This is a genomic window from Aeromicrobium jepli, assembly GCF_047246605.1.
In the GTDB taxonomy this organism is placed as follows: Bacteria; Actinomycetota; Actinomycetes; order Propionibacteriales; family Nocardioidaceae; genus Aeromicrobium.
Genome location: NZ_JBFOKO010000008.1, coordinates 84639 through 105273 on the forward strand (window position 1 = coordinate 84639; position 20635 = coordinate 105273).

At 70.9% G+C, this 20635-nt stretch carries 20 protein-coding genes; 3 read left to right on the forward strand and 17 right to left on the reverse strand.

From position 1 onward, the window contains the following. Nucleotides 1-56 precede the first annotated feature (56 nt). The 9 genes from AB3M81_RS14800 to AB3M81_RS14840 form a co-directional block, all read right to left on the reverse strand. Entirely contained in the window at nt 57-1136 is a 1080-nt protein-coding gene (locus AB3M81_RS14800) for an adenosine deaminase (protein ID WP_412904686.1), read from the reverse strand. Next, nucleotides 1133-1594 carry a MaoC family dehydratase gene (locus AB3M81_RS14805; protein WP_412904687.1) on the reverse strand — a complete coding sequence of 154 codons (462 nt, stop codon included), beginning with the start codon at nt 1592-1594 and terminating at the stop codon, nt 1133-1135. The genes AB3M81_RS14800 and AB3M81_RS14805 overlap by 4 nt, the downstream gene beginning before the upstream one ends. 51 nt (nt 1595-1645) lie before the next feature. Continuing rightward, complete coding sequence (locus AB3M81_RS14810; protein WP_412904688.1) at nt 1646-2929, reverse strand: thymidine phosphorylase; 1284 nt, start codon at nt 2927-2929, stop codon at nt 1646-1648. Next, complete coding sequence (locus tag AB3M81_RS14815; protein WP_412904689.1) at nt 2922-4121, reverse strand: cytochrome P450; 1200 nt, start codon at nt 4119-4121, stop codon at nt 2922-2924. Before AB3M81_RS14815 ends, AB3M81_RS14810 begins: the two co-directional genes overlap by 8 nt. Then, nucleotides 4118-4540, reverse strand: a complete 423-nt coding sequence (locus tag AB3M81_RS14820) for a cytidine deaminase (RefSeq protein ID WP_412904690.1) — start codon at nt 4538-4540, stop codon at nt 4118-4120. The genes AB3M81_RS14815 and AB3M81_RS14820 overlap by 4 nt, the downstream gene beginning before the upstream one ends. Continuing rightward, nucleotides 4537-5796: an ABC transporter permease gene (locus AB3M81_RS14825; protein ID WP_412904691.1), complete on the reverse strand. Its 1260-nt coding sequence runs from the start codon at nt 5794-5796 to the stop codon at nt 4537-4539. The genes AB3M81_RS14820 and AB3M81_RS14825 overlap by 4 nt, the downstream gene beginning before the upstream one ends. Continuing rightward, the gene (locus tag AB3M81_RS14830; RefSeq protein ID WP_412904692.1) at nt 5793-6893 is read right to left on the reverse strand and encodes an ABC transporter permease; all 1101 of its coding nucleotides are present in this window, start codon (nt 6891-6893) and stop codon (nt 5793-5795) included. The genes AB3M81_RS14825 and AB3M81_RS14830 overlap by 4 nt, the downstream gene beginning before the upstream one ends. Then, nucleotides 6890-8452, reverse strand: coding sequence for an ABC transporter ATP-binding protein (locus tag AB3M81_RS14835; protein ID WP_412904693.1), 1563 nt, complete (start codon nt 8450-8452; stop codon nt 6890-6892). The genes AB3M81_RS14830 and AB3M81_RS14835 overlap by 4 nt, the downstream gene beginning before the upstream one ends. Before the next feature lie 103 nt (nt 8453-8555). Beyond that, a complete protein-coding gene (locus AB3M81_RS14840; RefSeq protein ID WP_412904694.1) occupies nt 8556-9599 on the reverse strand; it encodes a BMP family lipoprotein in 1044 nt (347 codons plus the stop codon). Between the two features lie 144 nt (nt 9600-9743). Here AB3M81_RS14840 and AB3M81_RS14845 point away from each other — a divergent pair, with 144 nt between their 5' ends. Then, nucleotides 9744-10214 carry a universal stress protein gene (locus AB3M81_RS14845; RefSeq protein ID WP_412904695.1) on the forward strand — a complete coding sequence of 157 codons (471 nt, stop codon included), beginning with the start codon at nt 9744-9746 and terminating at the stop codon, nt 10212-10214. A gap of 71 nt (nt 10215-10285) precedes the next feature. Here the strand turns inward: AB3M81_RS14845 and AB3M81_RS14850 are convergent, their stop codons facing one another. Beyond that, the gene (locus tag AB3M81_RS14850) at nt 10286-11452 is read right to left on the reverse strand and encodes an amidohydrolase (protein ID WP_412904696.1); all 1167 of its coding nucleotides are present in this window, start codon (nt 11450-11452) and stop codon (nt 10286-10288) included. Nucleotides 11453-11581: 129 nt separating this feature from the next. After that, the gene (locus AB3M81_RS14855) at nt 11582-12127 is read right to left on the reverse strand and encodes a CGNR zinc finger domain-containing protein (RefSeq protein WP_412904697.1); all 546 of its coding nucleotides are present in this window, start codon (nt 12125-12127) and stop codon (nt 11582-11584) included. A gap of 39 nt (nt 12128-12166) precedes the next feature. Between AB3M81_RS14855 and AB3M81_RS14860 the strand changes: the two genes are divergently transcribed. Then, nucleotides 12167-13171 (forward strand): EamA family transporter, encoded by a 1005-nt coding sequence (locus AB3M81_RS14860; protein ID WP_412904698.1) that lies wholly within the window; start codon nt 12167-12169, stop codon nt 13169-13171. On the opposite strand, the gene AB3M81_RS14865 is transcribed toward AB3M81_RS14860, so the two are convergent. The 6 genes from AB3M81_RS14865 to AB3M81_RS14890 form a co-directional block, all read right to left on the reverse strand. After that, nucleotides 13103-14401 carry an MFS transporter gene (locus AB3M81_RS14865; protein WP_412904699.1) on the reverse strand — a complete coding sequence of 433 codons (1299 nt, stop codon included), beginning with the start codon at nt 14399-14401 and terminating at the stop codon, nt 13103-13105. The two genes, AB3M81_RS14860 and AB3M81_RS14865, sit on opposite strands and share 69 nt — an antisense overlap. Beyond that, a complete protein-coding gene (locus tag AB3M81_RS14870) occupies nt 14398-14814 on the reverse strand; it encodes a MarR family transcriptional regulator (RefSeq protein ID WP_412904700.1) in 417 nt (138 codons plus the stop codon). The genes AB3M81_RS14865 and AB3M81_RS14870 overlap by 4 nt, the downstream gene beginning before the upstream one ends. Nucleotides 14815-14885: 71 nt before the next feature. Then, entirely contained in the window at nt 14886-16124 is a 1239-nt protein-coding gene (locus AB3M81_RS14875) for a hypothetical protein (protein ID WP_412904701.1), read from the reverse strand. A gap of 135 nt (nt 16125-16259) precedes the next feature. Then, complete coding sequence (locus AB3M81_RS14880) at nt 16260-16994, reverse strand: succinate dehydrogenase/fumarate reductase iron-sulfur subunit (protein WP_412904702.1); 735 nt, start codon at nt 16992-16994, stop codon at nt 16260-16262. Beyond that, entirely contained in the window at nt 16991-18943 is a 1953-nt protein-coding gene (locus AB3M81_RS14885; RefSeq protein ID WP_412904703.1) for a fumarate reductase/succinate dehydrogenase flavoprotein subunit, read from the reverse strand. The genes AB3M81_RS14880 and AB3M81_RS14885 overlap by 4 nt, the downstream gene beginning before the upstream one ends. 14 nt (nt 18944-18957) lie before the next feature. Continuing rightward, a complete protein-coding gene (locus AB3M81_RS14890) occupies nt 18958-19674 on the reverse strand; it encodes a succinate dehydrogenase cytochrome b subunit (protein ID WP_412904704.1) in 717 nt (238 codons plus the stop codon). Between the two features lie 81 nt (nt 19675-19755). On the opposite strand from AB3M81_RS14890, the gene AB3M81_RS14895 reads away from it, so the two are divergent. Continuing rightward, entirely contained in the window at nt 19756-20634 is an 879-nt protein-coding gene (locus AB3M81_RS14895) for a LysR family transcriptional regulator (protein WP_412904705.1), read from the forward strand. Nucleotide 20635: the final 1 nt, after the last annotated feature.

Below are 20635 nucleotides of genomic sequence, written 5' to 3' on the forward strand. Positions count from 1 at the left end.
GCCTGCTACTCGACCACCCGTGCGGCTCTCCTCGCCGCACCGCGCGAACGCCGGGGTCAGCTCGACTGCGCGGCGTACCCGGGCTTGATGACGTCGTTGATGAGCACGAGGCGCTCGTCGAACGGCAGGAACGCGCTCTTCATGGCGTTGACCGTGAACCAGCGCAGGTCGCCCAGGCTGTAGCCGAACGCCTCGGTCAGCAGGTTCATCTCCCGGCCGATCGAGGTGCCGCTCATGAGCCGGTTGTCGCTGTTGATCGTGACGCGGAAGTTGAGCTCGGCGAGCGGGCCGATCGGGTGGTCGGCGATCGACTCCATGCCCGGGACGGCGCTCGTCTGCAGGTTCGACGAGGGGCACATCTCCAAGGGGATGCGACGGTCGCGGACGTACGCGGCGAGGCGGCCCAGCGTGGGCGTGCCCGAGAAGTCGATGTCGTCGACGATCCGCACGCCGTGGCCGAGCCGGTCGGCGCCGCAGCGCTGCACGGCCTGCCAGATCGAGGGCAGGCCGAACGCCTCGCCGGCGTGGATCGTGAAGTGCATGTTCTCGCGGCGCAGGTACTCGAACGCCTCGAGATGCAGGATCGGCGGGAAGCCGTCCTCGGCACCGGCGATGTCGAAGCCCAGGACGCCGCGGTCGCGGTACTCGACGGCGACCTTGGCGACCTCGAGGCCGCGCGTGGCGTGGCGCATGGCCGTGAGCAGCTGTCCGACGACCATCGTGCGGCCCTGCTCGCGAACCTGGGCGACGCCCTCGTCGATGCCCTCCTGGACGGCCTCGACGGCCTCCTCCAGCGACAGGCCGGCGCTCTGGTGCTGCTCGGGCGCCCAGCGCAGCTCGGCGTAGACGACGCCGTCGGCGGCCAGGTCGAGGACGGCCTCGCGTGCGACGCGAGCGAGGTCCTCGGAGCGCTGCATCACGGCGACGGTGTGCTCGAACGTCTCCAGGTAGCGCGGCAGCGAGCCGGACGAGGAGGCCTCCTCGAACCACGCGCCGAGCCGCTCGGGCGCGGCGGGCAGGTCGTGACCGATCTCGAGCGCGATCTCGGCGACCGTCTCGGGACGCACGCCTCCGTCGAGGTGCTCGTGCAGCGCGACCTTCGGGACGGCGGCGATCTGCGCGGCGGTGGCCTTCATGCGCTCGCCTCCATCAGCAGCGTGACGGTCTCGGCGATGCACGCGGGCTTCTCGCTGCCCTCGATCTCGACGGTGTGCTGCAAGGTCACCTGCTGTCCCTTCTCGATGTCCTGCACGTCCAGCACCTCCACACGGAGGCGCACCTTGGACCCGACCAGCACGGGCGTCATGAAGCGCACGCGGTTGAGGCCGTAGTTGACCCGGGCGCGCTCCCCCGCGAACGCGAACACCTGCGCGCCGAGGAACGGCAGCAGCGACAGCGTCAGGTAGCCGTGCGCGATCGTCGCGCCGAACGGGCCCTCGGCCGCGCGCTCGGGGTCGACGTGGATCCACTGCCGGTCGCCCGTGGCGTCGGCGAACATGTCGATCCGGTCCTGGTTGATCTCGATCCAGTGACTGACGCCCAGCTCGCTCCCTGCGGCGGCGGCGATCTCGTCACTGTCGTTCAGGATGCGCATGGTGTCGAACCTACCCTGTCGGCCGGGCCGCGGCCGCGCCGCGATCGCCGCTCAGCCGATGCGGTCGATGACGATCGGCGAGGCCTCCGCAGCGGTGTCGCCGATGCTCCAGCCGCCCTCCAGCGCCTCGCGAGCGCGCTCGAACCGCTCGGGCGTGTCGGTGTGCAGGGTGAGCAGCGGCTGGCCCGCGCGCACGGCGTCGCCGGGCTTGGCGTGGATCTCGACGCCCGCACCGGCCTGGACGTCCTCGCCCGGGCGCGAGCGGCCCGCGCCGAGGCGCCAGGCGGCCACGCCGACGGCCATGGCGTCGAGCGACGTCAGCACGCCGTCGGCGTCGGCCGTGACGACCTCGGTCTCGCGCGCGACGGGCAGCTCGGCGTCCGGGTCGCCGTCCTGCGCGCGGATCATCCGGCGCCACACGTCCATCGCGCGGCCGTCCTTCAGGGCGTCCGCCGGGTCGACGTCGTGCATGCCGGCCCCGGCGAGCATCTCGCGGGCGAGGGCGACCGTGAGCTCGACGACGTCGGCCGGGCCGCCCCCGGCGAGGACCTCGACGGACTCGCGGACCTCGAGGGCGTTGCCGGCCGTGAGGCCCAGCGGGACCGACATGTCGGTCAGCAGTGCGACGGTGTGGACGCCGGCGTCGGTGCCCAGCGCGACCATCGTCTCGGCGAGCTCGCGCGCGTCGGCCTCGTGCTTCATGAAGGCGCCCGAGCCGACCTTGACGTCCAGCACGAGCGCGCCCGTGCCCTCGGCGATCTTCTTGCTCATGATCGAGCTGGCGATGAGCGGGATGGCCTCGACCGTGCCGGTCACGTCGCGCAGCGCGTAGAGCTTCTTGTCGGCCGGGGCCAGGCCCGAGCCGGCGGCGCAGATGACCGCGCCGACGTCCTCCAGCTGCGCGAGCATCTCCTCGTTGGACAGCGCGGCGCGCCAGCCCGGGATCGCCTCGAGCTTGTCGAGCGTGCCCCCCGTGTGGCCCAGGCCGCGACCCGAGAGCTGCGGCACCGCGACGCCGCACGCCGCGACCAACGGCGCGAGCGGCAGCGTGATCTTGTCGCCGACGCCGCCGGTGCTGTGCTTGTCGGCCGTGGGACGCGAGAGGGACGAGAAGTCCATGCGCTCGCCCGTGGCGATCATCGCCGCGGTCCAGCGGGCGATCTCACGGCGGTTCATGCCGTTGAGCAGAATCGCCATCGCCAGCGCCGACATCTGCTCCTGCGCGACCACGCCGCGCGTGTACGCGTCGACGACCCAGTCGATCTGGTCGTCGGTCAGCTCGTGGCCGTCGCGCTTGGCGACGACGATCTCGGTCGGGGCGAACTTCTCAGTCATGGGCGGACACCTGGATGCTCTCGTAGCCGCGCAGCACCCACGTGGGGCGGCGCGGGGACTCGCCCGCGAGGACGAGGTCGGGGAAACGGTCGAGCAGGGCACGCAGCGTGATGCCCAGCTCGAGGCGCGCCAGCGGGGCGCCCAGGCAGAAGTGGATGCCCAGGCCGAAGCCGACGTGCGGGTTGGGGTCGCGGCCGACGTCGAACGTGTCGGCGTCGGCGAAGACCTCGGGGTCGCGGTTGGCCGAGCCCATGAGGCACGCGACCTTCTGGCCCGCCGTGACGACCTGACCGGCCACCTGGACGTCCTTGGTGGCGGTGCGCTCGAACAGCTGCAGGGGCGCGTCGAACCGGATGAGCTCCTCGAGCGCGACGTCGATCGGCACGTCGCCGCTCGTGACCCGCGCCAGCTGGTCGCGGTGCGTCAGCAGGGCGTGGATGCCGTTGCCGAACGTGTTCACGCTGGCCTCGTGGCCGGCGTTCAGCAGCAGCACCACGGTGGCGACGAGCTCGTCGTCGGAGAAGCCCTTGCCGGCGTCGGTCTCGGCGATGAGGTCGCTGACCAGGTCCTCGCCGCCCCTGCCCGACGACAGAGCGCGGCGGCGCATCGCGATGACCTCGCGGACGTAGTCGGCGAAGGCCGTGCTGGCCTCGACCGCCTCGGTGCGCGTGGCCTCGTCGACGTCCTTCTCGTACATGTGCACGATCGCCTGGCTCCAGCGGCGCAGGTCCTCGTGGTCCTCGCGCGGGACGCCCAGCAGGTCGCAGATGACGTAGACCGGCATGGGCTCGGCGTACTGGGCCAGCACGTCGAACGTGTCGGGCAGTGCGGCGACCATGTCCGTGGCGAGCGCCTCGATGCGCGGGCGCATGCGCTCCACGTGCCCGCGGCCGAACGCGCCGGCCAGCAGGCGGCGCATGCGGGTGTGCTCGGGCGGCTCGTTCTCCATGAGCTGGTTGCGGTGGAGCGTGTTGAACGGCTCCATCTGCTCGACCGGCTCCCAGTCGTTCCAGAGCCGCCCGAAGGCCCGGTTCTTCAGCACGGCCGAGACGGTCGCGTGGTCCGTGGCGAGCCACGTCGACCACGGCTCGTGCCACACGAGCGGCCCCTGCCGGCGCAGGTCGGCGAGGGCGGGGTAGGGGTCGGCGAGGAACCCGGCGTCAGTGGGATCGAACGTGGAGAGGGTGGTCATGCATCTTCCAGGTCGGCGACGTCGAACGCGTCGGGCAGGACCTCGGCCATCGTCTTGATGCCCGAGGAGGTCAACAGCTGGCACTCGGGCCCGCCGTTCTCCCAGAGCAATTGTCGGCAACGGCCGCACGGCATGACCGGGCGCCCCTGCCCCTCGACGCAGACGACGGCGCGCAGCCGGCCGCCACCGGTCGAGTGCATCGCCGAGACCATGCCGCACTCGGCGCACAGCGCGACGCCGTAGGCGGCGTTCTCGACGTTGCAGCCGAGCACGACCCGGCCGTCGTCGACGAGGCCGGCGGCGCCGACCTTGTACTTCGAGTACGGCGCGTAGGCGCGCTCCATGACCTCGGTGGCGTACTTCTGCAGCGCCTCCCAGTCGACGGGCGCCTCGGGCGGGGTGAAGCCGAATCCGCTCATCCTGCCGATCCCTTCCGGTAGATCTCGCCGTCGGCGGCGGGCATCCTCAGGTTCTGGCTGAAGACCGCGAGCACGATCAGCGTGGTCAGGTACGGCGCCATCGTGGCGAGCTCGTTCGGGACCTCGTCGCTGATGGCGTAGATGCCGGCGACGAGGATGCCCAGCAGGGCCGCGATCAGCGCCGAGCGCTGGCCGTGACGGCGCCACTGCCACACGGCGAGCAGCACGAGGAAGACGGCCACGAGCAGCAGCAGCGCGTGGACGGTCTCGCCGCCGCCGCGCAGGCGCAGCGACTCGGTGTAGCCGAACAGCGTGGCACCGGCGAACAGGCCGCCCGGGCGCCAGTTGCCGAAGATCATGGCGGCGAGGCCGATGTAGCCGCGGCCGCCGGTCTGGCCGTCGCGGAAGGCGTTGGCCGCCACGAGCGCCAGGAAGCCGCCGGCCAGGCCGGCCAGCGCGCCGGACGTGGTCACCGCGACGAACTTGTAGCGGTACACGTTGACGCCGAGCGACTCGGCCGCCGCCGGCGACTCGCCGCACGACCGCAGGCGCAGGCCGAAGGCGGTGCGCCACAGCACCCACCACGTCACGATGAACAGGCTGAACGCGATGATCGTCAGCACCGACATGTTCGTGACGAGGGCGCGCAGCACGGACGCGGCGTCCGAGACGAAGAACCAGTGCTTCTGCTCGATGTCGCCCAACGGGTCGGACAGCCCCGAGATCGTGATGCTGGGCAGCCGCTCGATCGGCGGGGACTGCGTCTGGCCGCCGCCGGGCACGCCGCTGAAGGCCATGCCGGCGAGGAACTGGACCGCACCCGCGGCGATGATGTTGATCGCGACGCCGGAGACGATGTGGTCGACGCCGAAGTAGACCGTCGCGACGGCGTGCAGCAGGCCGCCCGCCGCGCCGAGCAGGATCGCGCCGACGACGCCCTGCCACGGTCCGTAGAAGTAGCCGAAGTAGCCGGCGCCGAACGTGCCGAGCATCATCATGCCCTCGAGGCCGATGTTGACGACGCCCGCGCGCTCGGACCACAGGCCGCCGAGGCCGGCCAGGCCGATCGGGACGGCGGCGATGAGGGTCGCGCGGATCGTGCCGGACGAGTCGAGGTCGTCGACGCCCGTCACGAGGCGCAGCACCGACATCACGACGAGGATGCCCGCGATGCCGATCAGCATCCACGGCCAGCTCAGTCGGAAGCGGCGCTTGGCCGCGGGGGTGCCGACGACGGGGTCAGTGGCGACGCTCATCGGGCCACCTCCTTCTCACGGGGCGCGACATCCAGGGCCGCGGAGACCTGACGCTGCTCGAGCCGGACGCGGTAGCGGCGGACGACCTCGTACGCGATGACGACGGCGAGCACGATGACGCCCTGGGTGACCTTGACGATGTCCGGGGAGACGTCGAGCAGGATCTGCAGCGGGTTGGACTGCTGGTCCAGGAACGCGAACAGCAGCGCACCGAGCGCGATGCCGACCGGGTGGTTGCGGCCCAGCAGCGCGATGGCGATGCCGGCGAAGCCCAGGCCGGACTGGAACGTGGAGCCGTAGGCGTAGTCCTGCCCGAACAGCAGGGGCAGTCCCACGAGGCCGGCGATGGCGCCCGAGAGCAGCATCGTCACGAGCATCATCTTCTTGACGTTGATGCCCGAGGCGACGGCGGCGGTCTCGGAGCGGCCCGCGGCCCGCAGGTCGAAGCCGAACCGGGTGCGGTTGATGAGCACCCAGTAGCCGATGCCCACGAGCACCGCGATGATGACGAAGCCGTAGATCTCGCCGCCCAGGAACGGGATGCCCGGGATGCGGCTGCTCTCCTCGAGCGGCTTGGTCGAGATGATGTTGCTGCCCTCCTCGCGGACGGCGACCTTGCGCAGCAGGTACGCCACGACGGCCGTCGCGATGGAGTTGAGCATGATCGTCGAGATGACCTCGGAGACGCCGCGCGTCACGCGCAGCAGGCCCGCGATGCCGGCCCACATGGCGCCGACCAGCATGCCGGCGACGAGCGCGAGCACGATGTTGAACGGCCCCGGCAGCCAGGCCTCGCCGGCGACCCACGCCGCGGCGAACGAGGCGATGCGGTACTGCCCGTCGACGCCGATGTTGAACAGGTTCATCCGGAAGCCGATCGCCACCGCGACCGCCGACAGGTAGTAGACCGTGGCCGCGTTGACGATGTTGACCATCGTGCGGTTGTTCGGCCAGCTGAGGATCTGCTCCCAGACGCCCAGCCAGTCGTCGCCGGCCAGGATCAGCACGAGGCTGGTGACGAGGAACGCCGTGACGAGCGCGAGGACCGGGGCGGCCAGGGCCAGCCCGATCCGGGTCAGGCGCGACGACTCGCTCATCGCACATCCTCCTCGTCCGTGGCGCCGGTCATCGCCGAGCCGAGCTGTTGCGGGGTGACGCTGGCGGGGTCGAACGTGCCCACGAGGCGGCCGCGCAGCAGCACCGCGATCGTGTCGGACAGGCCGATGAGCTCGTCGAGGTCGGCCGAGATCAGCAGGACGGCCAGGCCCTCGCGACGGGCGCGCTTGATGTGGTCCCAGATCGCCGCCTGGGCGCCCACGTCGACGCCGCGCGTGGGGTGGGCGGCGATGAGCAGGCTGGGCTCGCTGCTCATCTCGCGGCCCACGATGAGCTTCTGCTGGTTGCCGCCGGACAGGGCGCGCGCCAGCGTGTCGATGCCCGGCGTGCGCACGTCGTACTCGCGCACGATGCGCTCGGTGTCCTCACGGGCGCCGCTGCGGTCGATGAACGGGCCCGCGATGTTCGGCTCGCGGGTCTGGTGGCCCAGGACGCGGTTCTCCCACAGCGGGGCGTCCAGCAGCAGGCCCTGGCGGTGGCGGTCCTCGGGGATGTAGCCGATGCCGGCCTCGCGACGACGGCGCGTGGACCAGCCGGCGATGTCGCCGTCGTTGAGCTCCACGACGCCGGTGGCGGCGGGGCGCATGCCCATGATCGCCTCGACGAGCTCGGCCTGGCCGTTGCCCTCGACGCCGGCGATGCCCAGGATCTCGCCCCGGTGGATGGCGAAGGAGATGTCGTCCAGCAGCGGGCGGCCGCCGGCGGGGTCGGGCAGGCTCAGGCTCTTGACCTCGAGCACCTCGACGTCGGTGACGGTGGAGGCCTCGGTGCTCGGGCTGGGCAGCTCGGAGCCGACCATGAGCTCGGCCAGCTGGCGCGAGGTGACGCTGTGACCCGGCACGGTGTCGACGGTGGTGCCACGGCGGATCACGGTGACCGTGTCGGCGACGGACAGCACCTCGTCGAGCTTGTGCGAGATGAAGATGACGGCCAGGCCCTCGGACTTGAGCCCGCGCAGGTTGTCGAACAGCTCGTCGACCTCCTGCGGGACCAGCACGGCGGTCGGCTCGTCGAGGATGATGATGCGCGCGCCGCGGTAGAGGACCTTGAGGATCTCGATGCGCTGGCGGGCGCCGACGCCGAGGCTCTCGACGAGGTCGTCAGGCTCGATGCCCAGGCCGTAGGTGTCCGAGAGCTCGCGGATGCGCGTGCGCGCGGCGTCGCCGATGCCGTGCAGCTTCTCGGCGCCCAGGACGACGTTCTCGAGCACGGTCAGGTTGTCGGCGAGCATGAAGTGCTGGAAGACCATGCCGACGCCGTGCGCGATGGCATCGGACGGCGAGGAGAGCGTGACGGCCTCGCCGTCGATCTCGATCACGCCGGAGTCGGGCTTCTGGACGCCGTAGAGGATCTTCATCAGCGTCGACTTGCCGGCGCCGTTCTCACCCACGATCGCGTGGATCGTGCCGCGCTCGACGTCGATGTCGATGTCGTGGTTGGCAATGACGCCGGGGAACGTCTTGCCGATGCCGCGGAGGCGGACGGCGACGTCCGGGGTGCTGCTCTGACCGGCGGCGGGCTCGGTCGTCGTGGTGCTCACGATGTCACCTTTCGGTGGTCGGGCGAGGCCAAGGAAGAGGCCCGGCCCCACGCTACTCTCACGCGGGGCCGGGCCGGCGGTCCTCAGTGCTTCGAGGACTCGCTCACTTGGACGGGACGGTGATGTCGCCGTCGATGATCTGCTGCTTGTACTCGTCCAGCTTCTTGGTGATGTCGTCGATGTTGCCACCCGTGGTGGAGTAGCCGACGCCGTCGACCTTGAGGTCGTAGACCTGCGGGCCCGTCTTGGCCTTGCCCTCGTCGACGCTCTTGAGGAAGTCGTAGACGGCGACGTCGATGTTCTTCACCATCGAGGTCAGGATGCTGCCGCGGACGGCCTCGTCGGCGGTCTTGGCCTGGTCGGAGTCGACGCCGATGGCCCACTTCTTGGCATCGGTGGCCGCCTGGAAGACGCCACCGCCCGAGCCGCCGGCCGCGTGGTAGACGACGTCCGCGCCCTTCTCGAACATGCCGGTGGCGGCTGTGTTGCCCTTGGCCGGGTCGGCGAAGCCGCTGAAGTCCGGCGGCGTGGTCAGGTAGACCGACTGGACCTTGATCTTGGGGTTGACGGCCTTGGCGCCCGCCTCGTAGCCCGCCTCGAACTTCTTGATGAGCTCGGTCTCGACGCCACCGACGAAGCCGATGTTGTCGGTCTCGGACTTGAGCGCGGCCGCGGCGCCGACCAGGAACGAGCCCTGCTCCTCGGCGAAGACCAGGTTGGCGATGTTGTCGCCCTCGACGGCGTCGTCGACGATCGCGAAGTTCACGTCGGGGTTGGCCTTGGCGATCTTGCCGACCGCGGCGGAGTAGGCGAAGCCCACGGCGATGACGGGGTTGTAGCCGGCGTCGACCAGCTGCTGGAGGCGCTCCTCGCGAGCCGACTCGGGCTCGCCGTCCTGTGCCTCGGCGTCCTTGACCTCGAAGCCGAGGTCGCACGCGGCCTTGTCGAGGCCCTTCGCGGCCGAGTCGTTGAAGGACTGGTCGCCACGACCGCCCACGTCGAAGGCCATGCCGACCTTGACGTCACCCTTCTCGACGCAGTCCTCGCTGCCGGCGCTGTCATCGGCGGACTTCTTGGAGCAGCCGGCTCCGGCGAAGACCAGCGCCGTGACGGCGGCCACGGCGGTGAGCTTGTTCAAACGACGCACTATTTCCTCCTACGGGGCAGCGCCCCAGGGGGCGCGCGATGTCACAACGAGGGTAGGCGTCACGCGGCCGACTTCCGGCCACTCTGCCCCTCGCGGAGGCAACTGTCACCGAACCGTAATCAAACGACGCACTAGGATCGCGTCATGCCCTTCTCCGGACCCATCGTCGTCGGTCACGACGGCTCCGACTTCAGCGATCAGGCCCTGCGCTGGGCCCTCGAGCTGGCGCACCGCGCCCACATGCCGGTCACGATCGTCCGCGCCTGGACGATGCGCACCGCCCCCAAGCCGAAGACGCAGGAGTTCGGATACGTCCCGCCCGCGTCCGACTTCGCCGACGCCGTCCGCGAGCGTCTCGAGGAGAGCACCCGCGAGCTGCTGGCGCAGTACCCCGACGTCGAGGTGACGTTCAAGATCGAGCGCGGCCAGCCCGCCACCGTCGTGGTCGAGGCCGCCCAGGGCGCCTCGCTGCTCGTGGTCGGCCCGCGCGGCCTGGGTGGCTTCAAGGGCCTGCTGCTGGGCTCGGTCAGCGAGCACGCGGTCGGCACGGCGCCGTGCCCCGTGGTCGTGGTCCGCGGCGACGACGACCCGGCCCAGTCCGAGCCCGAGGCCTGACCACCCCGCTGAGTTGCACGTTCGGCCCGCGACACGCCGTGTCCGGCCGGCCGAACGTGAAGCTCAGCGGGTCAGACGACGGCGGCGTTGGCCAGCACGAGGGCGCCGACCGCGATCGCGCGCTCGTCGACGCGCAGGTTGCCCTGGTGCAGGTCGTACGTGGCGCCGCCGGGCGTGCGGGTGCCCAGGCGCGCCATCGTGCCGGGGAGCGTCTCGACGTACCAGGCGAAGTCCTCGCCGCCGAGGCTCTGCGCCGTGGTGGCGATCCCGTCCGCGCCGAGCGCCGCCGTGACGGCCTGGCGCAGCTTCTGGGTGACGCCGAAGTCGTTGACCACGGGCGGGACGCCGCGGACGTAGGTGAGGTCGACGCCCACGCCGAACGGCTCGACGATGTCGGCGATGATGCCGCGCACGAGGTGCTCGGCGTCGTGCCACGCGGCGGCGTCCAGCATCCTCAGGGTGCCCTTGAGCTCGCCCACCGCGGGGATGACGTTGGCGGCGTTGCCCGCGCTGACCTGACCCCACACGAGGCTGGCCCCGGCGCGCGGGTCGAAGCGGCGTGACAGCACGGCCGGCAGCTGCGTGATGAGGCTGCCGAGCGCGAACGTCAGGTCCTCGGTCAGGTGCGGGCGCGACGTGTGGCCGCCACGGCCGTTGAGGACGACGTGGATCTGGTCGGAGGCGCCGGTGATCGCACCCTCGCGGATGCCGACGCGACCGACGTCGAGCGAGGGGTCGCAGTGCAGCGCGAAGATGCGGCTGACGCCCGCGAGGACGCCGTCGGAGAGCAGCCGCAGCGCGCCGCCGGGCATGACCTCCTCGGCGGGCTGGAAGATCAGCCGGACGCGCTGGGGCAGTCCGACCTCGCGATCGGCCTCGACCAGGGCCGAGGCGGCGCCGACCAGCGCGGAGACGTGGACGTCGTGGCCGCACGCGTGCGCGACGCCGGGGTTCTTGGAGCGCCAGGGGTCCTGCGTGGTGTCGAGGATCGGCAGGGCGTCGAGGTCGGCGCGCAGTGCCACGATGGGGCCGCCCACGGGACCGATGTCGACCGACAGGCCGGTCCCCTCGAAGCGCTGCGGGCTCAGGCCGAGCTTGTCCATCCACGCGGCGACGATGTCGGTGGTGCGCTCCTCCTGCCACGAGAGCTCGGGGAACGCGTGCAGGTCGCGGCGCAGTTCGATGAGGTCGGGCGTGACCGCCTCGACGGCGCGCGCGATCGTCTGCTGAAGGGTCATGACCTGTCGATTCTACGCCCGTCGGCCAGACGTGCCGTGCTTGTCCGCGATCTGTCGGTTTCCCCGGTTAAGTAGGTTTCCTGTCACTTCACGAGGTTCGCGAACCTCGCGAAGTGACAGAGAACCCGCTTAACCGGGGAAACTGGAGCCCTGCCGCGCGCGGTAGGCCGCCTGGGCCTCGCGGTTCCCGCACGTCGTGCTGCAGAACTTGCGCGAGCGGTTGCGGGAGAAGTCGACGACGACGGCGTCGCAGTCGGAGGCCGCGCACAGTCCGAGCCGGCTCATCTCGTCGGCGCGGATGACGTCGATCATCGCCATGGCCGTCTCGACGAGGACCCGCTCGTGCAGCGGGCGGCCGTCCGCGATCGCGTGGACGTGCCAGTCGAGGCGGTCGTGGCGCACGAGGCGCGGCACGGCCTGCTGCTCGGCGAGGGCCGCGTTGACCAGGTCGACCGCGTCGTCGCGCCCAGCGGTCAGCAGTGCGCGCAACCGGGGGCGGACCTCACGGACCGCGTCGAGGTCGGCGCGCGTGGCCGGCCTGGACCCCGTGTACTGCCAGCGGTCGAAGAACTCGAGCAGGTCGTCGAGGGTCTCGAGCGAGTCCGGCTCCTGGGCCGAGTTGGCCAGTTCCGCCGCGGCTCCGAGCGCATCGCTCACGTCAGGAGTGAAGACCATGTTGACACCTTACGACACCGACCCCTAGTGTCAGGACTCATGAGCGTGGACACTCCTGACGCGGCGTTCGTTCGCCACACCCCCACCGGCCTCGTGCTGGCCCTGACGTCCGCGCTGTCCTTCGGGATGTCGGGCACGATGGCTCGCGGCCTCATGGACGCCGGCTGGTCCCCCGCGGCCGCCTTCGCCGTGCGCGTCACGCTGGCCGCCCTCGTCCTCGCGATCCCGGGCTACCTCGCCGTCCGCGGGCGGACGCGCCTGCTGCTGACGCACGCCCGCACGATCGTGCTGTACGGACTGTCGGCCGTGGTCTGCGCGCAGCTGTTCTACTTCATGGCCGTCCAGCGGCTCGACGTCGGCATCGCGCTGCTCATCGAGTACACGGCGCCGGTCGCGGTGGTGCTGTGGATGTGGCTCGCCCACGGCCAGCGCCCCGGCCGGTTCACCCTCGTCGGCGCGGCGCTCGCCGCCGTGGGGCTCGTGCTGCTGCTCGACGTCTTCGGCGGTGCCGAGCTCGACGTCGTCGGCGTGCTGCTCGCCCTCGTCGCCATGACGGGCGCCGCGGCGTACTTCGTCATGTCGGCCGACCAGTCCAGCGGGCTGCCGCCCATCACGCTCGCCGCCGGCGGTCTCGTCGTCGCGTCGGTCGCGGCGTGGGCGGTCCCGGCCACCGGACTGCTCCGCCTGGACCTGACGACCGAGGACGTCGCGTTCTCGGTCGGCACCGTCCCGTGGTGGGTCCCGGTGCTCGTCCTCGGGTTCGTCGCCGCGGCGCTGGCCTACGTCACGGGCATCGCCGCGGCGCGCCACCTCGGCGGCCGGCTCGCCTCGTTCGTGGCGCTCACCGAGGTCGCTGCGGGGCTCGGCTTCGCCTGGGCGCTCCTCGACCAGGCGCCCCGCCCGCTGCAGCTGCTGGGCGCCGCACTGGTCGTCGGTGGCATCGTCGTGGTCAAGCTGGGCGAACGCGAGATCGCCTCAGTCGGCGGCGACCAGGACCTCCTGATCGAGCCGCTGCCGGTGCAGCAGCCGCCGCACGGCGGGTGAGATCCGGCCGCGCGCCGACAGGTGGTGCGTCCTCGCATAGAGGGCCGTGGCCACCGCGATGCCGGCCGCGGACAGCGCACCGCCCACGATGAGCGTCCAGCGGGCGCCGAACGCCTCGCCGATCCAGCCGATGAGCGGCGCACCCAACGGGGTGCCGCCCATGAACACCATGAGGTACAGGGCCGCGACGCGACCGCGCATCTCGGGCGTCGAGGTCAGCTGGATCAGCCCGTTCGCGGACGTGATCATCGTCAGCGAGGACAGGCCCAGCAGCGGCAGCACCATCGCGAACGTGACGTAGCTCGGCATGAGCCCGGCGACGATCTCGCCGACGCCGAAGGTGACGCCGGCCAGCGCGACGAAGCGCAGTCGCGGGCGCGTACGGCGGGCGGCCAGCAACGCACCCGTCAGGGACCCGATCGCCAGGATCGAGCCGAGCACGCCGTACTCCCCCGCGCCCTTGCCGTAGACCTCGGTGGCCATGAGCGCGGACGTCATCTGGAAGTTCATGCCGAAGGTGCCGACGAAGAACACGCACGTCAGCAGCAGCACGAGATCGGGCCGGGACCTCACGTACCGCACGCCCTCGTGCACGGCGCCCTTGCGCTCGGGCGCGGCCGGCGCGGGCCGCAGGCGACGCACGTCGAGCGCGTTGAGCGACGTCAGCACCGCGAGGTAGCTCAGGGCGTTGATGAGGATGACCCAGCCGGTGGCGGCGGCGCCGCTGCCGAGCCAGGCGATCAGCAGGCCGGCGACGGCGGGACCGATCATGCGGGCGGTGTTGAACGAGGCCGAGTTGAGGCCGACCGCGTTGGACAGGTCCTCGCGGCCGACGATCTCGGCGACGAACGACTGGCGCGCGGGCGCGTCGAACGCCGTGCCGACGCCGAACACGAACGCCAGCACGTAGACGTGCCACGCCTCGACCAGCCCCGTCACCGCGAGGACGCCGAGCACGGCCGCCGGCAGCGCCATCGCGAGCTGGGTGACCTTGAGGACCTGGCGCTTGGGGAACCGGTCGGCGACGACGCCGGCGAGCGGGCTGAACAGCAGGGCCGGCAGCATCTGCAGGCCGGTGACGATGCCGAGGGCGGCGCCGCTGCCGGTGAGGACGAGGATCAGCCAGTCCTGGGCGACGCGCTGCATCCACGTGCCGACGTTCGACACGAGGGCGCCCATCGCGTAGACGCGGTAGTTGCGGACGTGGAGGCTGCGGAACGTGGGGCTCACGCGTCGTCCTCCGCGAGCCGGACCAGCAGCGCGGTGGCATCGCGCAGCAGCGCGCGCTCCTGGGGGCTCAGCGTGGACAGGCGGCGGTCGAGCCAGAGGTCACGGCGCTGGCGCTCCTCCTCGAGCACCTTCTCGCCGAGGTCGGACATGGCGACCAGCACCTGCCGGCCGTCGTCGGGGTGAGGGGTCTTGGTGATGTACGCGTCGTCGAGGAGGCACTTGATGGTCCGGGTGACCGAGGGCTGGGAGACGCGCTCGCGCGCGGCGATCTGGCTGGGCGTGGCCGGTCCGAGGACGCGCACGGACCCCAGCACGGAGAGCTGGGTGGCGGTCAGGTCGGACTGGCGCTCCTGGCGCAGCCGTCGGTTGAGTCGGGCCACCGCCTGGGCGAGACGCTGGGAGTCGGTGGGCATGTCTTTAGCATAGTTCATTAACTATGCTAATTAAAGAGAGCGGCGTCACTCCCTGGCGCGTCTCCGAGGGCTCAGCGGATTGAGAGCCGGGCCGAGCGGATCGCCTGGGACCGATACCAGCCACGCTCGATGCCGACCGCGACCCAGACCTTCCGTCCGCGGTCGACCTTGCGGAGTCGATAGGTGCGTCCGGTCGCGCCCTTGATGTGACTGCGCCCGCGATACCACCGGTAGGTCACCCGGGTCGGCTGGGGCGACCACGCGCCCGCGGCCTTCAGCGTGGCGCCGACCCGCGGCCTGCCGACGACTCGCAACGGGGACGTGGTCTCGAACTCCCGGAAGGCGCGCAAGGTGAAGTCGATCCCGGTGACCGAGCCCGCGCCTAGGTCGATCGTCCTCGCACGCCTGGCCGCGAGCACGCCGGTCGTCGACCCGTTCCAGTACACGGTCGGGTGATCCGCTTCGGGTCCGTCACCCCACAGCGGCCCATTGCCCCAGACCACGACGCGCACGCGCGGTCGAGCGCCCGGCACCGCGATGGAGTAGGTGTCGGTCGCGCGGTAGTCGTGGTGGACGTCGCGCCACCCGCGAGAGGTGTAAACCTCGGCCGAGACGTGCGAGTCGCCGGCGAACCCCACGCGCGTCAGGGCGCCCGAGACCGTCATGCTCCTGCGGAGCGCCAGGTCGACTCCCGAGACCGTCTTGGTGCCGCGCACCGTGACCACTCGACTGGCCGGGGCCCAGAAGCGACCCTCGAGGTGGCGGTAGAGGACGCGGTACGTTCCCGGCCTGACCCCGAAGACGTACCGCCCGTCGGGGGCTACCGGCTGGCTCCGGCCCTTCGACCAGCCCTTCTTCTCGCGTCGCCAGAGCTGAACGGCTCCGCGCTTGGGAATGTCGGTCGGCACGTTGAGGACCGTGCCCACCACGGCGCCCGAGCGCTTGAGCGCGACGGTCAGGCCCGAGACGTCCCGCCCGGGACCACCCTTGAACGGCTTGGAGTAGCCGACCCCGTACGGTCCGGCCTTCGGCTTGGCGCGCACGATGTACGTCCCCGCCTTCGCGATCGCGAACGAGAAGTCGGTCTCTCCCTCGTCCAGCACCCGCTGCGCCCGGAAGTACCACCCGCGCGAGGTCTTGCGGAGCAGCTCCACCCGCATCTGCGAGACGCCGACTGGCTTCGCACCGCCCGGCCCGGTGGCGATGCCCGTGACCCGGCCGGCGGAGGCCGCCGAGCTCGGTGCGAAGATCAGCAAACTGGCGACCAGCGTCGCCATGGCGACGAGGACGGCTCCCCGGACAAGATTCACGATTGACTCCCCCGATGACGTGGACTGGCGCCGACGATACGCCGAGGGGGAACCACGGGGCGCGGATCGTCACAGGCGCCGCCCGGACACGACGAAGGGCCCGCCGGATCGGCGGGCCCTTCGTGGGATCGTGACTCAGACGAGCGCGTTGCGCAGGTCGCGGTACAGCGTGCTGATGACGTCGAGCGGGATGCCCTTGGGGCAGGCCGCCGCGCACTCACCGATGTTGGTGCAGCCGCCGAAGCCCTCGTAGTCCATCTGCTCGACCATGCCGAGGACGCGCGAGTCACGCTCGGGCTGACCCTGCGGCAGCAGGCCCAGGTGCGTGATCTTCGCGGCCGTGAACAGCATCGCCGAGCCGTTGGGGCACGCCGCGACGCAGGCGCCGCAGCCGATGCACGTGGCGGCCTCGAACGCGTGGTCCGCGTCCTCCTTGCGCACGGGGATGTTGTTGGCCTCGGGGGCCGAGCCCGTGTTCGCCGAGATGTAGCCGCCGGCCGCGATGATGCGGTCGAGCGCGCCACGGTCGACGACGAGGTCCTTGACGACCGGGAAGGACGCCGCGCGCCACGGCTCGATGTCGATGACGTCGCCGTCGCTGAACGTGCGCATGTGCAGCTGGCACGTGGTGGTGACCTCGGGGCCGTGGGCGATGCCGTTGATCACGACGCCGCACATGCCGCAGATGCCCTCACGGCAGTCGGAGTCGAACGCGACCGGCTCCTCGCCCTCGAGCGTGAGCTTCTCGTTGAGGACGTCGAGCATCTCCAGGAAGGACATGTCCTCGCTGACGTCGTCCAGCCCGTAGGTGACCATCTTGCCCTTGGTGTCGGCGTTCTTCTGACGCCAGACCCGAACGGTGATCTTCACTTGTAGCTCCTGGCCTTCATCTCGACGTACTCGTACTCCAGCGGCTCCTTGTGCAGGATGGGCTGGTTCCCGGTGTGCTCCCAGGCGGCGACATAGGCGAACTCGTCGTCGTGGCGCAGCGCCTCGCCGTCCTCGGTCTGGCTCTCGGCGCGGAAGTGGCCGCCGCAGGACTCGCGGCGGTGCAGCGCGTCGATGCACATGAGCTCGCCGAGCTCGAAGAAGTCGGCGACGCGGTTGGCGCGCTCGAGGGTCTGGTTGAGCTCCTCGGCCTCGCCCGTGACCTTCACGTTGCTCCAGAACTCCGCCTTGAGGTCGCGGATCATCTGGATCGCCTTGATCAGGCCCTCCTCGGTGCGCTCCATGCCGCAGTAGTCCCACATGATCTGGCCGAGCTCCTTGTGGAAGGAGTCGACCGTGCGGGTGCCGTTGATGGAGAGCAGCTTCTGGACGCGCTCCTCGACGGCCTGGCGGGCCTCGACGACGCGCGGGTGGTCCTCGGAGACCTTCTCGTACGGCGCGTGCGACAGGTAGTTCGCCAGCGTGTACGGCAGCACGAAGTAGCCGTCCGCGAGGCCCTGCATGAGCGCCGACGCGCCCAGGCGGTTGGCGCCGTGGTCGGAGAAGTTCGCCTCGCCCGCCACGAACAGGCCCGTCAGGTTGCTCTGCAGGTCGTAGTCGACCCACAGTCCGCCCATCGTGTAGTGCACGGCGGGGTAGATGCGCATCGGACGCGTGTAGGGGTCCTCGCCCGTGATCCGGGCGTACATGTCGAACAGGTTGCCGTACTTGGCCTCGACGGCCGGGCGGCCGAGCCGCTCGATCGCCTCGGCGAAGTCCAGGTACACGCCCAGGCCGCCGGGGCCGACGCCCTTGCCGGCGTCGCACTGGTACTTGGCGGCGCGCGACGCGATGTCACGCGGGACCAGGTTGCCGAACGACGGGTAGATGCGCTCGAGGTAGTAGTCGCGCTCGTCCTCGGGGATGTCCGCCGGGTGGCGGTCGTCGCCGGCCTTCTTGGGCACCCAGATGCGGCCGTCGTTGCGCAGCGACTCGCTCATCAGCGTCAGCTTGGACTGGTAGTCGCCCGAGACGGGGATGCAGGTCGGGTGGATCTGCGTGTAGCAGGGGTTCGCGAAGTACGCGCCCTTGCGGTGCGCGCGCCACGTCGCCGTGACGTTCGAGCCCATGGCGTTCGTCGACAGGAAGAACACGTTGCCGTAGCCGCCGGTGGCCAGCACGACCGCGTCGGCGAGGTGGGTCTCGATCTCGCCGGTCAGCATGTTCCGCACGATGATGCCGCGGGCCCGCTCGGTGCCGTCGGCGTCGGGGACCATGATGAGCTCGAGCATCTCGTGGCGCGTGTTCATCTCGACCGTGCCGGCGCCGATCTGGCGCTCGAGGGCCTGGTAGGCGCCGAGCAGCAGCTGCTGGCCCGTCTGGCCACGCGCGTAGAACGTGCGCGACACCTGGACGCCGCCGAAGGAGCGGTTGTCGAGCAGGCCGCCGTACTCACGCGCGAACGGGACGCCCTGCGCGACGCACTGGTCGATGATGTTCACCGAGACCTGGGCGAGGCGGTAGACGTTCGACTCGCGGGCGCGGAAGTCGCCGCCCTTGACCGTGTCGTAGAAGAGGCGGTAGATCGAGTCGCCGTCGTTGCGGTAGTTCTTCGCCGCGTTGATGCCGCCCTGGGCGGCGATCGAGTGGGCGCGGCGCGGGCTGTCCTGGTAGCAGAACGCCTTGACGTGGTAGCCGGCCTCGCCGAGCGTGGCGGCGGCGGAGGCGCCGGCCAGGCCCGTGCCGACCATGATGACGCTGAGCTTGCGCCGGTTGGCCGGGTTGACCAGGTTCATGTGGGCGCGGTGCTCGTCCCAGCGCTTCTCGATGGGGCCCGCCGGAGCGGCGGTGTCGCGGATCTCGTCGCCGACGACGTGAAAGTCCAAAGTCATGTTCTTGTTCTCTCTCAGTCGACGATCCCGAGCAGGATCGCCCAGGGCGGAATCAGGAAGCCGATGGTGATGATGGCCGCGACGATCCACGACAGCGGGGTCAGGCGCGAGCCGACGCGGGTGCCGCTGTGGTTCTGGCCGAGCGTGGTGAGCGCGCTCCACACGCCGTGCCACAGGTGCAGGCCGACGGCCAGCATCGCGACGGTGTAGGACAGCACGACCCACCAGATCTCGAAGCCGTTGACGACGCGCGTGTACGGGCTGTCGCTCGCGCCGCCCGGGTGGATCTGGTTACCCGTGAGGTGCAGCAGGTGGTAGATCACGAACAGCAGGATGACGACGCCGCCCCAGCGCAGGGTGAACGACGCGTAGCTGCGCTGGATGCCGCGGCTGCCGCGCGAGGAGTGGTAGCGCTTGCCGCCCACGTAGCCGGCGGCCTTGCGGTTGCGGCGCCACAGCGTCACGGCGGCGTAGGCGTGCCCGACGATCGACGCGAGCAGCAGCACGCGGATGATCCACAGGGCGCCGTTGCGGGGCAGGTAGGGCTCGCCGAGGATCCGCAAGTGGTGCGAGTAGTCGTCGAACGCCTCCTGGCCCGAGAAGACCTTGAGGTTGCCGTACATGTGCAGGAGCAGGTACCCGACCATGATCAGGCCGGTCACCGCCATCAGGAACTTCAGCGCGACCGTGGACCGCTGAGCGGGCACGCGCGTCATCTGGGAAGTGGCCACCGCCACAGGTTAGGCGCGTTCGAGGATTCACGCTAAGTCGAAGTAAGGCGGACTTTCATAGACGTCGGCTATGGTTGCTCCGTGCAATTGCGCCACCTGGCCTACTTCGTGGCCGTCGCCGACGAGCGCAGCTTCACCCGGGCGGCCGACGTCCTGGGCGTCTCGCAGCCCACGCTGTCCAAGCAGATCCGCGCACTGGAGAACTCCCTGGGCACCCGCCTGCTCGTGCGCGACCGCGCCGGCATCGAGCTGACCAGCGCCGGCGAGGCGCTCCTGCCGCACGCCCATCGCATCCTGATCGAGGCCGAGAACGCCACCCGCTCGGTGCACGAGGTCGCCTCGCTGCGGCGCGGCCGCGTGCGCATGGGCGCCACGCCGTCGATGGTCGAGGGCCTGCTCGCGCCGGTGCTGACGCGGTTCCGCGCCGAGCACCCGGCGATCGACCTCGAGGTCCACGAGGCCGGCTCGCGCGACCTCACGGCCGAGCTGTCCACCGGCCGCATCGACCTCGCGCTGCTGATCGTGCCGCTCGCCGCCCAGATCCCCGACCTGGAGACCTCGGTCGTCTACCGCGAGCGGCTCGTCCTGGCCAGCGCCGCGGACGCCGACATGCCCGAGGAGATGGACGTCGCCGACCTGGCCGGCCTGCCGCTGGTGATGTTCCGCGAGGGCTACGACCTGCGCGACGTGACGCTGCGCGCGTGCGCCGCCGCGGGGTTCGAGCCGCGACTGTCGGTCGAGGGCGGCGAGATGGGCTCGGTGCTGCGGTTCGTCGAGTCGGGGCTGGGCCACGCCGTGGTGCCCGACATCGTCATGAGCACGCGGTCCGGGCTGCGCCGCACGCGCCTGGAGAACCCTCCCCTGTCGCGCAGCATCGCCGTCGCGCACCGGCCGCTCGAGACGCTGCCGCTCGCCGCGCGGGCGTTCCGCGCCCTGCTGGTCGAGTCGCTCGCGCGCTGAC

Excerpts from the sequence above, each read along its gene's own strand:
- AB3M81_RS14830 (WP_412904692.1), bottom strand. The coding sequence starts at position 6,893 with ATGAGCGAGTCGTCGCGCCTGACCCGGATCGGGCTGGCCCTGGCCGCC.
- AB3M81_RS14825 (WP_412904691.1), bottom strand. The coding sequence starts at position 5,796 with ATGAGCGTCGCCACTGACCCCGTCGTCGGCACCCCCGCGGCCAAGCGC.
- AB3M81_RS14870 (WP_412904700.1), bottom strand. The coding sequence starts at position 14,814 with ATGCCCACCGACTCCCAGCGTCTCGCCCAGGCGGTGGCCCGACTCAAC.
- AB3M81_RS14815 (WP_412904689.1), bottom strand. The coding sequence starts at position 4,121 with ATGACCACCCTCTCCACGTTCGATCCCACTGACGCCGGGTTCCTCGCC.
- AB3M81_RS14805 (WP_412904687.1), bottom strand. The coding sequence starts at position 1,594 with ATGCGCATCCTGAACGACAGTGACGAGATCGCCGCCGCCGCAGGGAGC.
- AB3M81_RS14850 (WP_412904696.1), bottom strand. The coding sequence starts at position 11,452 with ATGACCCTTCAGCAGACGATCGCGCGCGCCGTCGAGGCGGTCACGCCC.
- AB3M81_RS14855 (WP_412904697.1), bottom strand. The coding sequence starts at position 12,127 with ATGGTCTTCACTCCTGACGTGAGCGATGCGCTCGGAGCCGCGGCGGAA.
- AB3M81_RS14820 (WP_412904690.1), bottom strand. The coding sequence starts at position 4,540 with ATGAGCGGATTCGGCTTCACCCCGCCCGAGGCGCCCGTCGACTGGGAG.
- AB3M81_RS14885 (WP_412904703.1), bottom strand. The coding sequence starts at position 18,943 with ATGACTTTGGACTTTCACGTCGTCGGCGACGAGATCCGCGACACCGCC.
- AB3M81_RS14800 (WP_412904686.1), bottom strand. The coding sequence starts at position 1,136 with ATGAAGGCCACCGCCGCGCAGATCGCCGCCGTCCCGAAGGTCGCGCTG.
- AB3M81_RS14810 (WP_412904688.1), bottom strand. The coding sequence starts at position 2,929 with ATGACTGAGAAGTTCGCCCCGACCGAGATCGTCGTCGCCAAGCGCGAC.
- AB3M81_RS14860 (WP_412904698.1), top strand. The coding sequence starts at position 12,167 with ATGAGCGTGGACACTCCTGACGCGGCGTTCGTTCGCCACACCCCCACC.
- AB3M81_RS14845 (WP_412904695.1), top strand. The coding sequence starts at position 9,744 with ATGCCCTTCTCCGGACCCATCGTCGTCGGTCACGACGGCTCCGACTTC.